This is a genomic window from Streptomyces cinnabarinus (genome assembly GCF_027270315.1).
GTDB lineage: Bacteria > Actinomycetota > Actinomycetes > Streptomycetales > Streptomycetaceae > Streptomyces > Streptomyces cinnabarinus.
Window position 1 is genome coordinate 228929 of record NZ_CP114413.1, and the last position, 16287, is coordinate 245215.

The 16287-nt window shown below is 69.8% G+C and carries 15 protein-coding genes; 8 read left to right on the forward strand and 7 right to left on the reverse strand.

Going from position 1 to position 16287, the window contains the following annotated elements; all coding sequences use genetic code 11:
- Positions 1-22 precede the first annotated feature (22 nt).
- Complete coding sequence (locus STRCI_RS01050; RefSeq protein ID WP_269656860.1) at positions 23-3400, reverse strand: CARDB domain-containing protein; 3378 nt, start codon at positions 3398-3400, stop codon at positions 23-25.
- A 454-nt stretch (positions 3401-3854) separates the two neighbouring features.
- Here STRCI_RS01050 and STRCI_RS01055 point away from each other — a divergent pair, with 454 nt between their 5' ends.
- From STRCI_RS01055 to STRCI_RS01065, 3 genes are all read left to right on the forward strand, one after another.
- Positions 3855-5801 carry a glycosyl hydrolase family 28-related protein gene (locus tag STRCI_RS01055; protein ID WP_418953299.1) on the forward strand — a complete coding sequence of 649 codons (1947 nt, stop codon included), beginning with the start codon at positions 3855-3857 and terminating at the stop codon, positions 5799-5801.
- 200 nt (positions 5802-6001) lie between these two features.
- Positions 6002-7012, forward strand: coding sequence for a LacI family DNA-binding transcriptional regulator (locus STRCI_RS01060; RefSeq protein ID WP_269656862.1), 1011 nt, complete (start codon positions 6002-6004; stop codon positions 7010-7012).
- A 382-nt stretch (positions 7013-7394) separates the two neighbouring features.
- Positions 7395-7940, forward strand: coding sequence for a hypothetical protein (locus STRCI_RS01065; RefSeq protein ID WP_269656863.1), 546 nt, complete (start codon positions 7395-7397; stop codon positions 7938-7940).
- A 33-nt stretch (positions 7941-7973) separates the two neighbouring features.
- On the opposite strand, the gene STRCI_RS01070 is transcribed toward STRCI_RS01065, so the two are convergent.
- Complete coding sequence (locus STRCI_RS01070; RefSeq protein ID WP_269656864.1) at positions 7974-8954, reverse strand: threonine ammonia-lyase; 981 nt, start codon at positions 8952-8954, stop codon at positions 7974-7976.
- Between the two features lie 34 nt (positions 8955-8988).
- Between STRCI_RS01070 and STRCI_RS01075 the strand changes: the two genes are divergently transcribed.
- Positions 8989-10155, forward strand: coding sequence for an NAD(P)/FAD-dependent oxidoreductase (locus STRCI_RS01075; protein ID WP_269656865.1), 1167 nt, complete (start codon positions 8989-8991; stop codon positions 10153-10155).
- Between the two features lie 48 nt (positions 10156-10203).
- Entirely contained in the window at positions 10204-10389 is a 186-nt protein-coding gene (locus tag STRCI_RS01080; protein WP_269656866.1) for an Lrp/AsnC ligand binding domain-containing protein, read from the forward strand.
- A 12-nt stretch (positions 10390-10401) separates the two neighbouring features.
- Here STRCI_RS01080 and STRCI_RS01085 read toward each other — a convergent pair whose 3' ends face one another.
- From STRCI_RS01085 to STRCI_RS01095, 3 genes are all read right to left on the reverse strand, one after another.
- Positions 10402-11250, reverse strand: a complete 849-nt coding sequence (locus tag STRCI_RS01085; RefSeq protein WP_269656867.1) for a PhzF family phenazine biosynthesis protein — start codon at positions 11248-11250, stop codon at positions 10402-10404.
- A gap of 88 nt (positions 11251-11338) precedes the next feature.
- Complete coding sequence (locus STRCI_RS01090) at positions 11339-12331, reverse strand: hypothetical protein (protein ID WP_269656868.1); 993 nt, start codon at positions 12329-12331, stop codon at positions 11339-11341.
- Positions 12332-12373: 42 nt separating this feature from the next.
- Entirely contained in the window at positions 12374-13075 is a 702-nt protein-coding gene (locus tag STRCI_RS01095) for a 2-phosphosulfolactate phosphatase (protein ID WP_269656869.1), read from the reverse strand.
- Positions 13076-13205: 130 nt separating this feature from the next.
- Here STRCI_RS01095 and STRCI_RS01100 point away from each other — a divergent pair, with 130 nt between their 5' ends.
- Genes STRCI_RS01100 through STRCI_RS01110 form a run of 3 tightly spaced genes read left to right on the forward strand, consistent with a single transcriptional unit; the run spans position 13206 to position 15613 of the window.
- Positions 13206-13886, forward strand: coding sequence for a TetR/AcrR family transcriptional regulator (locus STRCI_RS01100; RefSeq protein WP_269656870.1), 681 nt, complete (start codon positions 13206-13208; stop codon positions 13884-13886).
- A 13-nt stretch (positions 13887-13899) separates the two neighbouring features.
- On the forward strand, positions 13900-14646 hold the full coding sequence (locus tag STRCI_RS01105; RefSeq protein WP_418953448.1) for an SDR family oxidoreductase: 747 nt from the start codon (positions 13900-13902) through the stop codon (positions 14644-14646).
- A gap of 58 nt (positions 14647-14704) precedes the next feature.
- A complete protein-coding gene (locus STRCI_RS01110) occupies positions 14705-15613 on the forward strand; it encodes an SDR family NAD(P)-dependent oxidoreductase (protein WP_269656872.1) in 909 nt (302 codons plus the stop codon).
- Positions 15614-15634: 21 nt separating this feature from the next.
- Here STRCI_RS01110 and STRCI_RS01115 read toward each other — a convergent pair whose 3' ends face one another.
- Positions 15635-16012, reverse strand: coding sequence for a toxin Doc (locus STRCI_RS01115; protein WP_269656873.1), 378 nt, complete (start codon positions 16010-16012; stop codon positions 15635-15637).
- Positions 16012-16251, reverse strand: coding sequence for a hypothetical protein (locus STRCI_RS01120; protein ID WP_269656874.1), 240 nt, complete (start codon positions 16249-16251; stop codon positions 16012-16014). Before STRCI_RS01120 ends, STRCI_RS01115 begins: the two co-directional genes overlap by 1 nt.
- Positions 16252-16287 lie beyond the last annotated feature (36 nt).

Here is a 16287-nt window from a genome sequence, read left to right on the forward strand (position 1 = left end):
GGTGATCGGCGCTCAACACGCCTTAGGGCGTGGCACCGTTGATCACGAACTGGGACCCGGGTTCGATTAGGACGTTGCCCTGGGCCGAGTTGGTGATGTCGACGTTCGTCAGCGTCGCGCTGCCTCTGGCGCCGCTCATCGCGAGAACGCCGGAGCCGTTGTTGGACTTGTCGATCTTGACGTTCTGGATCTGCACGCCCGGTACCGATCCGCCTCCGTTCTTGAACTGGATGCCGTCATAGGTGGAGTCATGGATGTCGGTGTCCCTGATCGTCACGCCCGGGATGTCGTAGGCGGCGGCGAAGAGGGTGATGGCGCCGAACTCCTGTGCCTCGCCCCAGAAGGCCCCGCCGGTGCGGTGCAGCGCGTTGTTGGCGATCAGGGTCTGCCCCGAGAAGGGGAGCGGGTCGTGGTCCGTGGCCAGCATGATTCCGGGGTAGTTCATGGTGTCGGCGATGATGTTGTTCTCGATCTTGTTCCCGTAACCGCCGTAGATCGCGATGCCGTTGGCGCGCCAGGGCAGCTGGATGGTGTTGTTGCGGAAGGAGTTGTCGTGGCCGATGTCGGTCGACGGGTCCTTGACGTAGCGGCTGGCCCAGACGGCGAGGGCGTCGTCGCCGGTGTTGCGGAAGGAGGAGTTGTAGACGGTCGAGTTGCGGGTGCCGTTGGCGAAGTTGATGCCGTCGGCGTAGGTGTTGCGGATGCGCATCCCGCTGAACTCCAGCCCGTCGCCGGGCCCCCACAGCTCGGGGATGTTGGAGTAGTCGCGGCCGACCCAGACGCCGACGTTCGCGTGCTCGATCCAGACATTGTTGATCTTGGTGTTCTTGCCGAACCTGCCGTTCAGGCCCACGCCGCCCTCGGCCCCGCCGTCGCCGCCCCGGATGGTGCCCGAGCCGAAGATCGCGATGTCGGAGATCTGCGTGTTGTCGTCGATGTCGAAGCCGAAATTGCCCTCGTGCGGATGGTTGATGCCGCCCGCCTGGTGGGGCGGGGTGAGGGTGTACAGCTGTGAGTGCCACATGCCCGCGCCGCGGATCGTGACGTTGCGGATGCCGACCTGGTTGTGGGTACCGCGGTTGAGCGGGTCATCGGTGAGGATCTTCTGCTCCTGCCGCCACTGGCCCGCCGGGATCCACACGCAGCCGATCTCACCGTTCTGGTCGGCGGTCACCGCGCGCTGGATGGCGGGCGTGTCGTCGATGCCGTCGTTGGGCACGGCGCCGTACGTGGTGATCGAGGTGCAGCCCGCGGGCTGGGTCGCCGCGGGTGCCACCTGCTCCAGGTCGATGAGATCGACGATGTAGTAGGAGGCGGTGTCCGTGGCGTCCCGCTGGAGACGGAACTTCGTTCCGGCCGGGTAGGTCTGAGTCAGCAGCGCGTTGGACTCGTCGAAGAGCCGGCGCGCGTCGCCGCCCGGGTTGTTGGTCAGGCCCTCGGGGTCGTCCGTGGTCCCGTACAGCCAGCTGTGCTTGGAGGACAGGTTCAGCTTGCGCACGAACTGGCCGTCGGCGTAGAGGCTGAGCGTCGCCGACTGGCCGCCGCCGGCCGCGGCGTCCGGGATCGCGTTGCGCACCACGAGGGAGTTGGCCGCGTTGGTGGAGGTGAACTCCACGTACTGACCGGTCGAGTTCAGGCGTACCGACTTGCGTCCGGAGGACTCGGTGGCGAAGTTGGTGTGCCCGAAGGTCCGCTTGGTGTCGCTCTCCAGCAGCGTGCCGTTGTGCTGGGCGGCTTCGGCCTCGTACTCCACATAGGGCACGGCGGCGCCTCGTCCGACCACGACGGAGCGGGCGAACACGTTGTTGCCCTCGTTGGTCTCGGTGAGCACCTCGGTGGCGTCAGCGGTGGCGGTGAGCGTCGCTCCGCCGCTGGTGGCGGTCCATGTTCCGCTGATGGGGACCTGGACCGTGGCGCCGGCGGCGATCGAGCCCGTGGTTCCGTTCAGGGTGGTGTTGCCCGCGACGAGGCGGGTCACGGTGTTCGTGGAGACCGCGCTCGTGCCCCGGTTCTGCACGGCCACGGTGAAGCTGACCTGTGCGCCGACCGCCGGGTTGGCGGGGCTGGTGGTGATCCCGGTGACGGCGAGGTCAGGGCCGGGCGCCTGTCCGACGACGAGCTTCGACGCGGCGGTTCTGCTGTTGTTGGAGTCGTCCTGCTCGGCGATGGTGTCGGAGGGGTCGACCACGCCGGTCACCGTGTAGCTGCCGGCGGGGCGCTTGCCCACGTTCACCGGCACGGTGGTGGAGTCACCCGCGGCCAGCGTGCCGACCTGGGCCGTTCCGGCGACTGTGCCCTCCAGGCTCACGTTGACGGTCGTCGCGCCCGAAGTAGCGGTGCCGCTGTTGCGGACCGTGGCGTTGACGGTGACGGAGTCGGATTCCGTCGGCGAGGAGGGGGTCCATGTCAGGTCGGTGACGGTCAGATCAGGATTGGGCGCGGCGGTTCCGACCACCTGGAACTCGGCGACCTGGCCACCGGGGGCTCCCGTGTTCGAGAAGAACTCCAGCCGCACATCGGCGTAGCGGCCGGTGACGGGGATGGTCACGGTGTTCTGGTTGGTCGTGGGGCTGAACTGGTAGTCGGCCCGAGCCTTGAGCGAGGTGAAGCCGCTCGCGGACTGCTCACGTCCCCACACCTGGATGCTCTGGGTGCGGGCTCCCCAGACCGCATCGGGGTTCAGCTTCACGACCACGGACTGGACCTCGGCGTTGGCGCCGAGCTTCGCCGTCAGCGTCGAGGGGAATCCCGCGGACTCCCAGTAGGTGCCGACCTTGTCGTCGTTGGCGTTGGCCGCCACGTACGACTGTGTCGTCGACGACGCCTCGATCGGCTTGTTCCGGGCCAGGTTGGTGCCGTCGACCGGGGGCGGGTCGTCCGGGTCCTCACCCGTCCCGTACACCTCCAGCTCCGAGAGCTGGGCCGCGTTCCAGCCGGTGTTGGCACTCACCTGGACCCGCACGTATCGCACGGTGGTCTCGGCGAAGGTGATGTTCACTGTGTTGGCGCCGGTCGGGTTGAAGGCTCTGGCCGAGGAGGCCGCCAGCGTGGCGAACGACGTCCCGTTGGTGCTGCCGAGGACGCTCAGGGTCTCGCTGCGCGCCTCCCAAGCGGTGGGCAGTTTCAGGGACGCCTCGTTGATGGGCACGTTGCTGCCCAGGTCCACCTGGACCCATTGCGGGAACGCTCCCGAGGGCCCCTCCCAGTAGGAGGCCTGGCTGCCGTCGGTGACGTTGGCGGCCGGGTAGCCGCCCAGCGATCCGCCGGCGGTGGCGGGTCTGCCGAGCGCGAGGTTGGGCCCGGCGGCCGCCTCCGCTGTAACAGGCAGCAGGCCGACCGCGACCATGCCACCGATGACCGTACTGACGAGTAGTCGCCAGCGATGCCGCTTCAATCTCATGGACACCCTCTTGTTCCAGGACCTGGGGCGTCGGCGCGGCGGTCACCAGACACGCCCCGCTGGCGCCGTATGGCTACGACAGGGCTTTTCGCCAGGTACCTGACATCTACCTGGCAGGAATCAGCAGTGCACGCTTTGCAGTTTTGAGAGTTTCAGTCAATCTTTTGCAATCCGAAGCACAGGCTTCTACCGGGCGACAGCTTTGTCAACGGCCGTGACGCAACAGACCAATGAGTCAGTGGCATATTGCGTGCAGAGTCACGCAAAAATACGCACATACCTTGTGCATTTGCGTACGCCGGGCCTACTGTCCCAGCGCTGTCCCTAGTGCCCCTCCCGCCAACAGAAGCGAGCCACGATGTTCAGGAGCCGCTCTCAACGCCGGTCGGCCAGCGGCAGGAGAGCAGCAGCTCTCCTGTCCGCGACGCTCGCCTCGGCCGCCCTGGTCCACGGCATGGCATCGGCCTCGCCCGGTGGCCGCTCCGAGGCGAGCGTGCACAGCGCACCCGTCGTCACCCGCGCCGCCCTCGACCCGGCGCTGGTCGCGGGCCGCGGGGCCGACGTGGACTTCGAGGAACAGGAAGCGGAGAACGCCAGGACCGACGGGGAGATCATCGGACCCGAGCGGTCCCCGTACACGCTTCCCTCCGAGGCGTCGGGCCGAAAGGCCGTCAAACTGCTGCCCGGCCAGCACGTCGAGTTCGTCCTGCCGCGGGCCGCGAACGCGCTGACCGTGCGCTACAGCATCCCCGACGCACCCCGGGGCGGCGGCATCACCTCCCCGCTGCGGGTCGCGGTGTCAGGCAGGCAGCAGGCGTCCATGACGCTCACCTCCCAGTACTCCTGGCTCTACAACCAGTACCCCTTCACCAACGACCCCCAGGCGGACCTGCTCCACCCCGACTGGTGGGTCACCGAGTGCTCCTGTGTGCCCGCGCAGGCCGAGGTGCCCCCGCAGTTCGCCAAGCCGTTCCGGCCCATGCACTTCTACGACGAGCAGCGCGTGCTCCTCGGCCAGACCTTCCGCGCCGGTGAGCGGGTACGGCTGACCGTCCCCGCCGACAGCCCGGCCGCCTGGACGGTCGTCGACCTGCTGGACTCCCAACTGGTGAAGCCCGCCTACGTCGACCGACGGGGCGTCAACGTCCTTCACTTCGGCGCCGACCCCAAGGGCCGCAGGGACGCCGCGCCGGCCATCGAGCGCGCCATCGACGTGGCCCGGCACACGGGCCGCGGCGTCTACATCCCCGCCGGCACCTTCCGCGTCGACCGGCACATCGTGGTCGACGACGTGACCATCAGGGGAGCCGGCAACTGGCACACCGTCATCAAGGGCCGAGAGGTCGAACTGGACGAACCCGCCCCCGACGGATCGCTGCACACCGGTGTCGGGTTCTACGGCCGGAGCGCCGCCGACGGCGGCAGCCGCAACGTCCACCTCTCCGGCTTCACCATCGAGGGCGACGTACGCGAGCGCATCGACACCGACCAGGTCAACGCCATCGGCGGCGCGATGAGCGACTCGACGATCAGCGGCCTGTACATCCACCACACCAAAGTGGGCCTGTGGTTCGACGGTCCCATGTCCGGCGTACGCGTCACCGACAACGTCATCACGGACCAGATCGCCGACGCGCTCAACTTCCACACCGGGGTGACCGGCTCGCTCGTGCACAACAACTTCATCCGCAACACCGGTGACGACGGACTCGCCATGTGGTCCGAGAAGTCGGCCAACGCCGACAACGTCTTCTCCCGCAACACCGTCCAGTCCCCCACCCTCGCCAACGGCATCGCCCTCTACGGAGGCAAGGACAACACCGTCAGCGGCAACCTCGTCGCCGACCCCGTGCGCGAGGGCAGCGGCCTGCACGCCGGTGCGCGGTTCGGAGCCGAGGCGTTCACCGGAGCGCTCGAGTTCACCGACAACACCACCGTCCGCGCGGGCACCCTCGACCTGAACTGGAGGATCGGACTGGGCTCGATCTGGTTCTACGCGCTCGACAAGAGCATCGACGCGGACGTGCGGGTGACCGGCGATCACTACCTCGACAGCACCTATTACGCGATCATGCTGGTCAGCGAGTACTCCGTGAAGGACCGGTACGACATCCCGAACGTCCACTTCAAGGACATACGGGTGGACGGCACCGGCACCTCGGTCGTGAGCGCTCGCGTCAAGGGCTCCGCCACGTTCGAGAACGTGGACGCACGCCATGTCGGCGCCGTCGGGGTGAACAACTGCGGTTCGTTCAACTTCCCCGCGACGGGTTCCGAGTTCGGCCTGGCCGACCGTGGAGGCAATGACGGCGGATGGCTGGCTGAGTGGCTGCTGCCCAACACCATCACCTGTGACGACCGTCCGCCGGTGGTTCCGCCGCCCGCCCCATCGCCCTGGTGAGCACCGGACTCCACGCCTTCAGCCGGTCACGCAACAATTTCATGCATGGCGTCGAGTTTTGCGCCCCAGCATGACGTGCCGCTGACCAGGAGCGGGCCTAGGCCCTGGGTGGAGGGCCCCTTGCGGGGCCCTCCACCCGAGAACTACGAGAGTATTCCAAGAGGTAAGCCACTTGCATCGTTTGCGCTAGGCTTGCGCGCATGACGCGACGACTTGCTCAGGTGGCGAAGAAGGTGGGGGTCAGCGAGGCCACGGTCAGCCGGGTCCTCAATGGCAAGCCGGGGGTTTCCGAGGCGACTCGCCAGTCGGTGCTGACGGCACTGGACGTGCTGGGCTACGAGCGGCCGACGCAGCTGCGCGGTGAGCGTGCGCGTCTGGTGGGACTGGTGCTGCCGGAGCTGCAGAATCCGATCTTTCCCGCGTTCGCGGAGGTGATCGGGGGCGCGCTGGCGCAACTGGGGCTGACGCCGGTGCTGTGCACCCAGACCAAGGGCGGCGTGTCCGAGGCGGACTACGTGGAACTGCTGCTCCAGCAACAGGTGTCCGGTGTGGTGTTCGCGGGCGGCCTGTTCGCCCAGGCCGACGCCTCGCACGAGCACTACCGGCTGCTCGCCGAGCGCCGGATCCCCGTGGTCCTGGTGAACGCGCCGACCGAGGGCCTGGACTTCCCCTGCGTGTCCTGTGACGACGTGGTCGCCGTCGAGCAGGCCTGGCGCCACCTGGTCTCGCTCGGGCACGAACGCATCGGCCTGGTCCTGGGCCCCAGCGACCACATGCCCTCACGGCGCAAGCTGGCGGCCGCACAGCGCGCCGCGCGGGACTCGGGCCGGGAGCTGCCCGACGAGTTCGTCGAGCGGACCCTGTTCGCTCTGGAAGGCGGCCAGGCCGCCACCGCACGCCTGCTGGAACGCGGTGTGACCGGCATCGTCTGCGCCAGCGACCCGCTCGCCCTGGGCGCGGTCCGCGCCGTGCGCCGCAAGGGCCTGAGCGTCCCCGGCGATGTCTCGGTGGTCGGCTTCGATGACTCCGCGTTCATGACCTGCACCGAGCCGCCTCTGACCACGGTCCGCCAGCCCATCGAGGCCATGGGCCGGGCCGCCGTCGACCTCCTGGTCGCCCAGATCCAGGGCAGCGAGGTGCCCATGGGTGAACTCCTCTACGAACCCGAGCTCGTCGTCCGCGGCTCCACCGGGCAGGCCGGCGCCGTCTAGAGGCCGGCTCGTCGGGTCGTATCGAAACATCAGCACACGGCGCCCACCCAGCGCAAAGGCGCGGGGAGGGCGCCCAAGAGCGCTTGCCCGCATATATCTGCCCCCTCTTCGCGCTGGCGCTCGCTCCATGCGGTGAACTGCACGCCCCTCCCCTGGCCGCACCTCACACGCCCCGTTTCACTGAGCTCTCGCTCCCTTTCAACCCAAGTCACCAACCAGCACACAACAGTCACCGCAATCACCCGGAGCGCCAGGGACGGAGTCAGGGAACCGCTTCCTCCCACATCCTGCCTGCACCCCAGGTGGCCGAGGTGATCGTGATCGGTCGGATCAGCCGTTGACCTGCCGGGCCTTCAGCCCGACACGCCGCAGGAGGTTTGTGATGGCACTGACACAGTGGACGAACGCGATGGAGTGGCTGGCCGCCGCCGCGACCGACCCCCGATCATGCAAGAACGACTGGCAGCGAGGCACAACGGGCGTCCATCTCCTGGCCGCCGGACGGTTCTGGGACGTACTGATCGTCCCGGCCTGCCTCGGCCTGCACGCGGCCGACATCCTGGCCGACCTGCCCCGCCTCGAACCCGGCCCCGCCCTGTTGGACAGCAGGCGCCAGCACATCGGCTTCTTCCTGCCGCCCTCCCCCGCGAGCATCTGGGCCGGACACGACATCCGCTATCTCACCACGGGCGGGTGGATCGCCACCCCTGCTCCGCACTGCCGCTGGGGCGAGCTGCGCTGGATCTGCCCACCCGACGGAAGCGGCACCCTCAACTCACCCGACGCCCTCGAACTGGCCCTGCACCAGGCCATGCACGAACTGGCCCGTACCCACGGAACCCCGCGCCATCGCGACGCACCCCACCACGACCCGCACCTACCCCCACCGCCCACCACGACCCCGGCCCGCGGCTTCCCGTTGACGTGACGGACCGCGTCCCGGCCACCGCCGGAGCGATGGTCACAACCCGTCACCCGGGGCCGCACCGACCCAACGCCGATAGACGTCCAGGTCGACGTTGCTGCCACACACGACGGTGACCACATGTCGGCCGGCGAAGCGGTCGCGGTCCTCGAGGATCGCCGCGATGCCGAGCGCGGCCGACGGTTCGACCACGAGGCCGGAGTGGTCGAGGAGCATCCGCATACCGGCGATGATCGACTCCTCCCGGACCAGGACCGCATCGTCGGCGGCCAGGAGGAGGTCGTTCAGGACGGCCGGGATGGGACACCGCCCCGCGACACCGTCGGCGATGGTATCGGCCGCCTCGGTGGTGACAACGCGCCGCCGGCGCCACGAGAGCGTCATCGCCGGTGCGCCCAGCGGCTGGACGCAGATCACCTCGGCTCCCGGTGTCAGGGCCTTCACCACATGCCCCACGCCGGTGGCCAGGGCCCCGCCACCGAGAGCGATCAGGACGGCGTCGAACGGCGTCGCGCTGCCGACCAGTTCCAGGCCGATGGTCGCCGCGCCCTCGCAGGTCTCGATGTCGAGGCTGTCCTCGACCAGCCGGATGCCTTCGGACCGCGCGATGGCAGCCGCCCGCTCGCGTGCCAACTCGTAGTCGCCGTCCACCAGTTCCAGCCCGGCGCCCAGTGCGCGGATGCGGTCGAGCTTGGCCGCGGTCGCGAACCGGGATGCCACGACGGTGACGTCGAGTCCCCGGCCGCGACCGGACCAGGCGAGGGCCTGGCCGAGGTTGCCCGCGCTGGCGCACACCACGGCTCGCGGTCCGTGCTCGGCGAGCAGGCCCGCGACGACCTCGGTGCCGCGGCCCTTGAAGCTGCGCACCGGGTTCGCCGTTTCGAGCTTGATGCTCACCGCGCATCCGAGGCTGGACTCCAGCGCCTCGCAGCGGTACAGCGGAGTGTCGAGGAACACCGGGTCGATCACCTGGCGAGCGGCCCGGATGCGGGCGATGTCGAGGCGCGTCTGCTGCATGGGACAGCAGCCTAGGGAAAGGAGTACGCGAACCATGAAGGTCGTCGTCATCGGTGCCGGTGTGCTGGGGTCAGCCGCCGCGAGGGCGCTTGCCGTCAGCGGCGCGGACGTTCTCCTGGTGGATCAGTGGGGCGCGGGTCGCGGTACCACCGCGACCACGTTCGCCTGGACGAACTCCAGCCGGAAGCCGGACCCGGACTACCACAGGCTCAACCTCGCGGGCATGGACGAGCACACCAGGCTCGCCGAGCAACTGCCGGGCGCTCCCTACTACTTCCCCAGCGGAGCCATGCAGTGGGCGGACTCCGCAACTGAGCAGTGGCTCGCCGACAACGTGGAACGACTGCGGTCCCTCGGCTACCCCGCGCAGTGGATCACGCCCGCCGAAGCACTGCGCCGCGCAGGCGGCCTCCGCATCCCGAAGACCATCACGTCCCTCTCCCACTTCCCCAGCGAGGGATACGTCCTGCCGGAACCCTTCGTGACAAACCTGCTGGCCGACGCCGAACAACACGGCGCCCGGCTGGTACTCGACAAGGTCGATGGCATCGACGACCGAGCTGACGGAGTGTCCGTCGCTCTGGCCGGAGGCGGAACCCTCCACGGCGACCGAGTCGTGCTAGCAGCAGGCCGCTGGACGGAACGCCTGGCCGCACGGGCCGGGCTCGACATTCCCATGGTGACGGACACCAGCCGCGGAGCGCAGACCGTCGGCCTGCTCGGCTACGCCAGGACTCCGGAACTCGACCTCCGCTGCGTGCTCCACACCCCCGACCTGAACCTCCGCCCCGCGACCGACGGCCGGACCGTCCTCCAGGCCCTGGACCTCAATGCGGACGTCGATCCGGAAGACCCGCCGTCCGCGGACGGGGACCTGGCACACACCCTCGTCAGGCGACTCCTGGACCTGCTGCCCGAGCCGCGCCGGGCACCGACCCTCGACTTGCGCATCGCCTTCCGCTCCTTGCCCGCGGACGGCCACAGCATCGTCGGCTACGCCTCCGCGCAGTCCCGCGTCTACTGCCTGGTGTCGCACAGCGGAATCACCCTGGCACCGATTCTGGGACGCCTGGCCGCGAGCGAGATCACCACCGACCAGGAGCAGGACCTCCTACGGCCCTTCCGGCCCACCCGATTCACCGGCGTACGGCGCGCCGACACCGAGGTCGACGAACGCGCCACCACGCTGGGCGAGCAGTAGCCACCGCCCGCGGCCGCCGCGATCCGGTCGCGTGACGCGAGCAGCCAGATGCCCGGCAAGGACGCCGACCTCATCCTCCTGCGCGCCGGCAACTTCGACTATCTGCTCCAGGTCGAGGTGGCGGACCTGCCGGCCTACGAGGGCTTCCACGCCAACCAGTTGGCCGCCCTGCCCGGCGTGGCCACGGTGACCAGCTACGTCACCATGAAGACGCTGTCCGCCACCCCTATCTGACGTCGGGGCCGGTCAGATCGTGATGGCGCCGCGGACGCAGACCGTGGCGGCGCCGCTGACCCATACGGCACCGTCCGCGTCAGCGGTGACCTCGATGCTCGCGGCCCGTCCCAGGCGCACGCCCTGGGAGACCCGGTACGCGGCGGGCGCGGCGCCGGTGGAGGTGAGCCACTGCCCGACGGAGGCGTTCATACTGCCGCACGCGGGGTCCTCGGGCACTCCGGCACCCGGGGCGAAAGTGCGCAGCTCGAAGGCGTACTCGGAGCCCTCGGGGTAAGCACCGATCGCACCGACCATCGCGGTCGGGACGAGGGAGAAGTCGGGTTCGAGCGCGAGCACCTCCTCGGCCGTCGACAACCGCACCACGGCCCAGCCAGGACCGTTGTCGACCCACTGATGGGCCACGACCCGGTCCCGCGTGATGCCGAACGCGGCCACGATCCGGTCCAGATACTCGTCGTCGAGCTCGCCGTCGCGGACCCGGGGCGGGGCGGCGAAGGACAGCGTGTCCTCACCGCGCCGCACGGTGACCAGTCCCGCGGCGCACTCCTGCACGACGCGGTCGGCGTGCCGCGGCACACCCCCACCGTCCAGCCAGGCGCGCGCCGAGCCGAGGGTCGGGTGCCCGGCGAACGGCAGCTCGCTCCCCGGGGTGAAGATCCGCAGCCGGTAGTCCGCCTCCGGGACGGTAGGGGGCAGCACGAACGTGGTCTCGGACAGGTTCGTCCAGCGCGCCAGACCCTGCATCTCCTCGTCACTCAGGTCCGTCCCGTCCAGGACGACCGCGACCGGATTGCCGGAGTAAGGGGTCGTGGAGAACACGTCGACCTGTACGAACGAGCGTGTACGCGGCATCGTCATCGGGCCTTTCCGTAGCGGCTGGGAGCACATCCATCCCACCCGCCGCCACGGCGGCCGGGACAGGGCCAGTCAGGGCCGAGTGGACTGATTACCGCACGCCGGCGGACGGCTCGCGGCCGCGGTGGCGGCGCCAGTACCAATGTCCGCCGACCACCGCGGACGCCGTGGCGAGGGCGATGCCGAGGACCGGCCAGTGGCTGCCGGCGATGCGCAGACCGGCCAGGAGGGTGACGACGGTCAGGGCGAGCGGCACAAGGAGGGAGAGGAGCGCGCGGAGCGCGGCGGCCAGGGCTTCGGGCTGGGGGCGGGAGATCCGGTGGCGCTGCGTGGGGGCGGGTGCGGTGGCGCCGAAGTAGTAGGCAAGGACCCGTTGTGCCAGGCGGGCGTCGGAGCGCCGGTAGTTCACCGCCATGTACGGGAGCCAGACGAGGGGAGCGACCAGTCCGACCAGGAACACCACGGCGAGGAGCAGCCAGCGCCAGGCCTGGACGACGCCCCTGCGCAGGCGCCCGCCCGCCTCCTCGCCCCCGTCGCCCGGCGCGAGCACGCCAAGGACATGGGCCATGCGCAGGGTGACACCCCACAGCGCCCACCATCGCCTCCAGCGGACGGGGGCCTCGGCGACGCGTGGCGCCCGGGCGAGCGCGTCCTGCGCCTGCCGGGTGTCCTCGTACACGCCCTGGAGAACGAGGAGTTCGGCGGCGCGGATGCCCGCTGTGGGGTCGCGGCCGTCGAGGGCGGCCAGTTCCAGGACGGTGCGTGCCTGGCGGAGCAGTGCCGTGCAGAACGCGACGGGAATGACCACGATGAAAGGACCGCCCACGAAAGCTCCCTCCGCTACGACGGCCCGGCGACCGCGAGCCACCACCAGGGCGCGGAGTTCCGCTTCGGTGGCGTCGGGATGCCCCTGCCGGAGCCGCTCGACCGCCCCGGGCACAGCAGGACCGACACGGCGGACGGCGAAGTCGGCGAGGAGTTCGGGAAGGTACCCCGGTTCCCTGACGATCGACGCCAGCAGCGAGCGCCCGAGGGAGGACTCCTTGCGGGCACCCGGCGTGTTCGGACTATCCCGGTGCGGCACAGGTCGTATCTATCACGAATCAGAACATTCGGGGTGCAGCGATCAGTTCGACGTCTCGTCGCCCAGTGAAGGCACGGCGTACGGGCGGAGGATCATGAGCGAGTCCTCCGGGGTCGCCACCATGGCGAAGGGGAAGCGGTCGAGCTCAAGACAGAGTGCGATGTCATCGGGATGGACTCCGAGTCGCACCCCCTCCGCCAGTTCGCGAGCGGCGCGCGATTCGGCGGCGCGACGGAGGAAAACGGCCGCGTCCGTCCCGGCCTCGGTGGCCCTCCGGGCGATGTACTGAGCGCAGGCCAGGTCCTCGTCGGCGCGTCCGTCCTCGCCGGTGACCACGAAGGTGACGCTGTTGCATGCGCGCGTCCGCAGGAGCCGAGCCGTCGCCTCCGCGATCACGAAACTGGCGCACAGCACCAGCGACGCTTCCTTGACCGCCAGGGCGCCGACCGTGCCCGCCGTGGTCTTCTGCACAACGGTCCGTCCGGCGAGGTCCATCGACCGCAGCATGCCGGGCGAGTTGACGGTGTCGAACCCGGGCGCGGGCGGGCCGTCCTTGAGCGCCACCCAATCCGGGTGGCGGGCCTTGAGCGCCAGGGCTTCGTCCAGCGACTCAGCGAGGACGATCTGCTCCGCACCCTGGGCAAAGGCCCAGGCGGCGACCGTGAATGCGCGCATCACGTCGACGACGACCGCGACGGAGGGGACTTCGTCCAGCTCTTCGATACCAAGGAAACGAGCGTCCATTCCGATCATGATCGCGTAGGTCCGACGCGATGCGTCTGGACAGTGGTACGCGTCACACCGCCCACCTCAGTATGTAACGGCGTTATCGGCATTCTTGAAACATCGCTGTCCGTGGGGTAACGTTGTTCACGTGAATACGGAAACACGGATTCTGGAAGCGGCCGCGGCGCTGCTCGTGGAGTCTCCCGCGGGAGACATCTCGATCCGCGCGGTGTGCGAGGCCGCCCAGGTCGGGGCGCCGACCCTCTATCGACTGTTCGAGGACAAGGACGCCCTGCTGGCCGCGGTCGTCGATCACGGATTCGAGCAGTACCTGGCCTCCAAGCGCGCCGCGGTTCCGTCGGAGGACCCGGTGCGGGACCTCCGCGACGGGTGGGACAGTCATGTGGCCTTCGCCCTCGCGCAGCCCGCCTGCTACAAGCTCATGTACTCCCCGGCACTGGCGGGCCGGCCCGAGGCCGCCAGGGAAGCCCACCGGATGCTGACGAGCGTGATCGAGCGGATCGCGGTCGCGGGCCGGCTGAGCGTCCCGGTCGACCGGGCGGCGCAGATGGTCATGGCAGCCAACGTCGGCCTGGCCCTCTCACTGCTCTACCGGCCGGAGGTCAACCAGGACCCCGTCCTGTCGGACAGCATGCGCGAGGCCGTCATCGCCGCCATCACCACGCGAGCCGCCGCCCCGGACACGGCCCCCTCACCGGCGACAACCCTGCGCACCCGACTGCAACAGACCCCGCCGCCCGGATTCACCCCCGTCGAGGCCGCCCTGCTCCACGAATGGCTCGGCCGCCTCGAAAAGCCCACCAGCTGAGAAGGGATCCATGATGACCACCACCAGCGACACCAGCCCGCGCATCGCCCTGGTCACCGGAGCCACCGGCGGCATCGGTCGCGCCACCGCGCTGCGCCTCGCCCGTGACGGCATGGCCGTCGCCGTCCACTATGCCGGCCGTAAGGCCGTCGCCGAGGAGTTGGTCGAGGAGATCACCGCCGCGGGCGGACGTGCCGTCGCCGTCGGCGGCGACATCGCCGACGAGGCGGCCATGACCGAGCTCTTCGACGAGGTCGAGCGCACCTTCGGCGGCATCGACGTCGTGGTGAACACGGCCGGCATCATGCTCCTCTCGCCGATCGCCGAACTCGACCTGGACGCGCTGGACCGCATGCACCGCACCAACATCCGCGGCACCTTCGTCGTCTCCCAGCAGGCGGCCCGGCGACTGCGCCGCGGCGGCGCCCTCATCAACTTCTCCACCAGCGTCACCCGTACCAGCTTCCCCGCCTACGGCGCCTACGTGGCCTCCAAGGCCGCGGTCGAAGCCCTGACCCCGGTCCTGGCCCGGGAACTTCGCGGCCGCGACATCACCGTGAACACCGTCGCTCCCGGCCCCACCGCCACCCCGCTGTTCCTCGACGGCAAGGACGAGCAGACCGTCGCCCAGCTGGCCAAGGCGGCCCCGCTGGAGCGGCTGGGGCAGCCCGAGGACATCGCGGAGGCCGTCGCCTTCCTCGCCGGACCCGCCCGCTGGATCAACGGACAGACCCTCTTCGCCAACGGCGGCCTCGCCTGACGGCCCGCCCCCGCCGCCCCCCTCCGCACGCCTTCGCGCCACGAAAGGACACGGCCCCATGAGCACGCCTCAGACCATCGTCATCACCGGTGCCTCCAGCGGCTTCGGCAACCTCACCGCCCGCGCTCTGGCCGCCGCCGGCCACACCGTCTACGCCGGCATGCGTGCCACCACCGGCCGCAACGCCCCTCGGGTGGCGGAGCTCGCCGACCTGGCTGCCGCCGAGAAGACGGACATCCGGGGCATCGAGATGGACGTGCAGGACCAGGCGTCCGTCGACGCCGCGGTCGCCCGCGTCATCGACGAGCAGGGCCGCATCGACACCGTGATCCACAACGCCGGGCACATGGTCCTCGGCCCCACCGAGGCCTTCACCCCCGAGCAGCTGGCCGACGCCTACGACGTCAACGTCCTGAGCACCCAGCGCGTCAACCGCGCCGCCCTGCCCCATCTGCGGGCCCAGGGAAGCGGCCTGCTGGTATGGGTCGGCTCCTCGTCCACCCGCGGCGGCCACCCGCCCTTCCTGGGCCCGTACTTCGCCGCCAAGGCGGCCATGGACGCCCTCGCCGAGAGCTACGCCGCCGAGGTCATCGCCTACGGCATCGACACCACGATCGTCGTGCCCGGCGCGTACACCAGCGGCACCAACCACTTCGCCCACGCCGGCGCCCCAGGGGACCACGACACCGCCCGCGCGTATGACGCCCGCTACGGCGCACTGCGCGACTCCATGGCCGGTGCCCTGGCCGAGGTCTTCCCCGACGGACACGACGCCACCGAAGTCGCCGAGGAGATAGTGCGGGTGGTCGGCCTCCCCGCGGGCCGTCGCCCGTTCCGGACCCACGTCGACCCCAGCAGGGACGGCAGCGAGGTCGTCTCCGTCGTCTACGACCGTATCCGCGCCGAGTTCTACCACCGCATCGGCATCCAGGAACTGCTGCCCGCACACGGCCGGCCTGTGATCTGAACGCCGGCGCCCGTACCCGGTCTACAGCTTCCAGTCGCGTAGCTGGTCCGCCACGTCCTGGACGCCGATGCGAGTGTCCCGGATCTTGCGGACGAGGTCGGACAGGGCGCCGTAGGGAGGATCGATGCCCTCTCCGGACTGGGCCATGTACTGGGCGGCGATCAACGCGGCGTAGAGGCTGTTGCGGTGCGGGAGGGGCTCCAGGCGCACGATGGTGTGCATCAGGGCCGCCGCGCGCCAGGCCACGTCCGGATCGGCGGCGGCCAGTGTGGGGAGCCGGGTCTTGTGGCGGGCGACGGCGGCCACCAGCGCGGAGTAGTCCGAGACGACGAGATCCTCTGTGCCGAGCGCGGCCTCCTGGACGTCGAGCAGCCAGGAGACGTCGATGTGGAGATGCATCAGGCGGCAGCGGCTCCCTTGCCGCGGCGGCCGGGCGGCATCTCGTCGGGGAAGGCTGTGTCGAACTCGGCACGCAGCCGGTCCGCCCACGCGGCGGCCCCGGCGACGAACTGCTTGCGCTGCATCTCGCGGACCCCGAGGTCGTGGAGATACTGCTTGAGGCTCTTGCCCTCCGCCGCGGCCGCGGCCCGCACGCCCTCGAGCTCCTCGTCGGTGAAGGACACGTTCAGGGATGGCATGCCTCCGATGGTACCTACTTGGTACCGGCCTGGCGA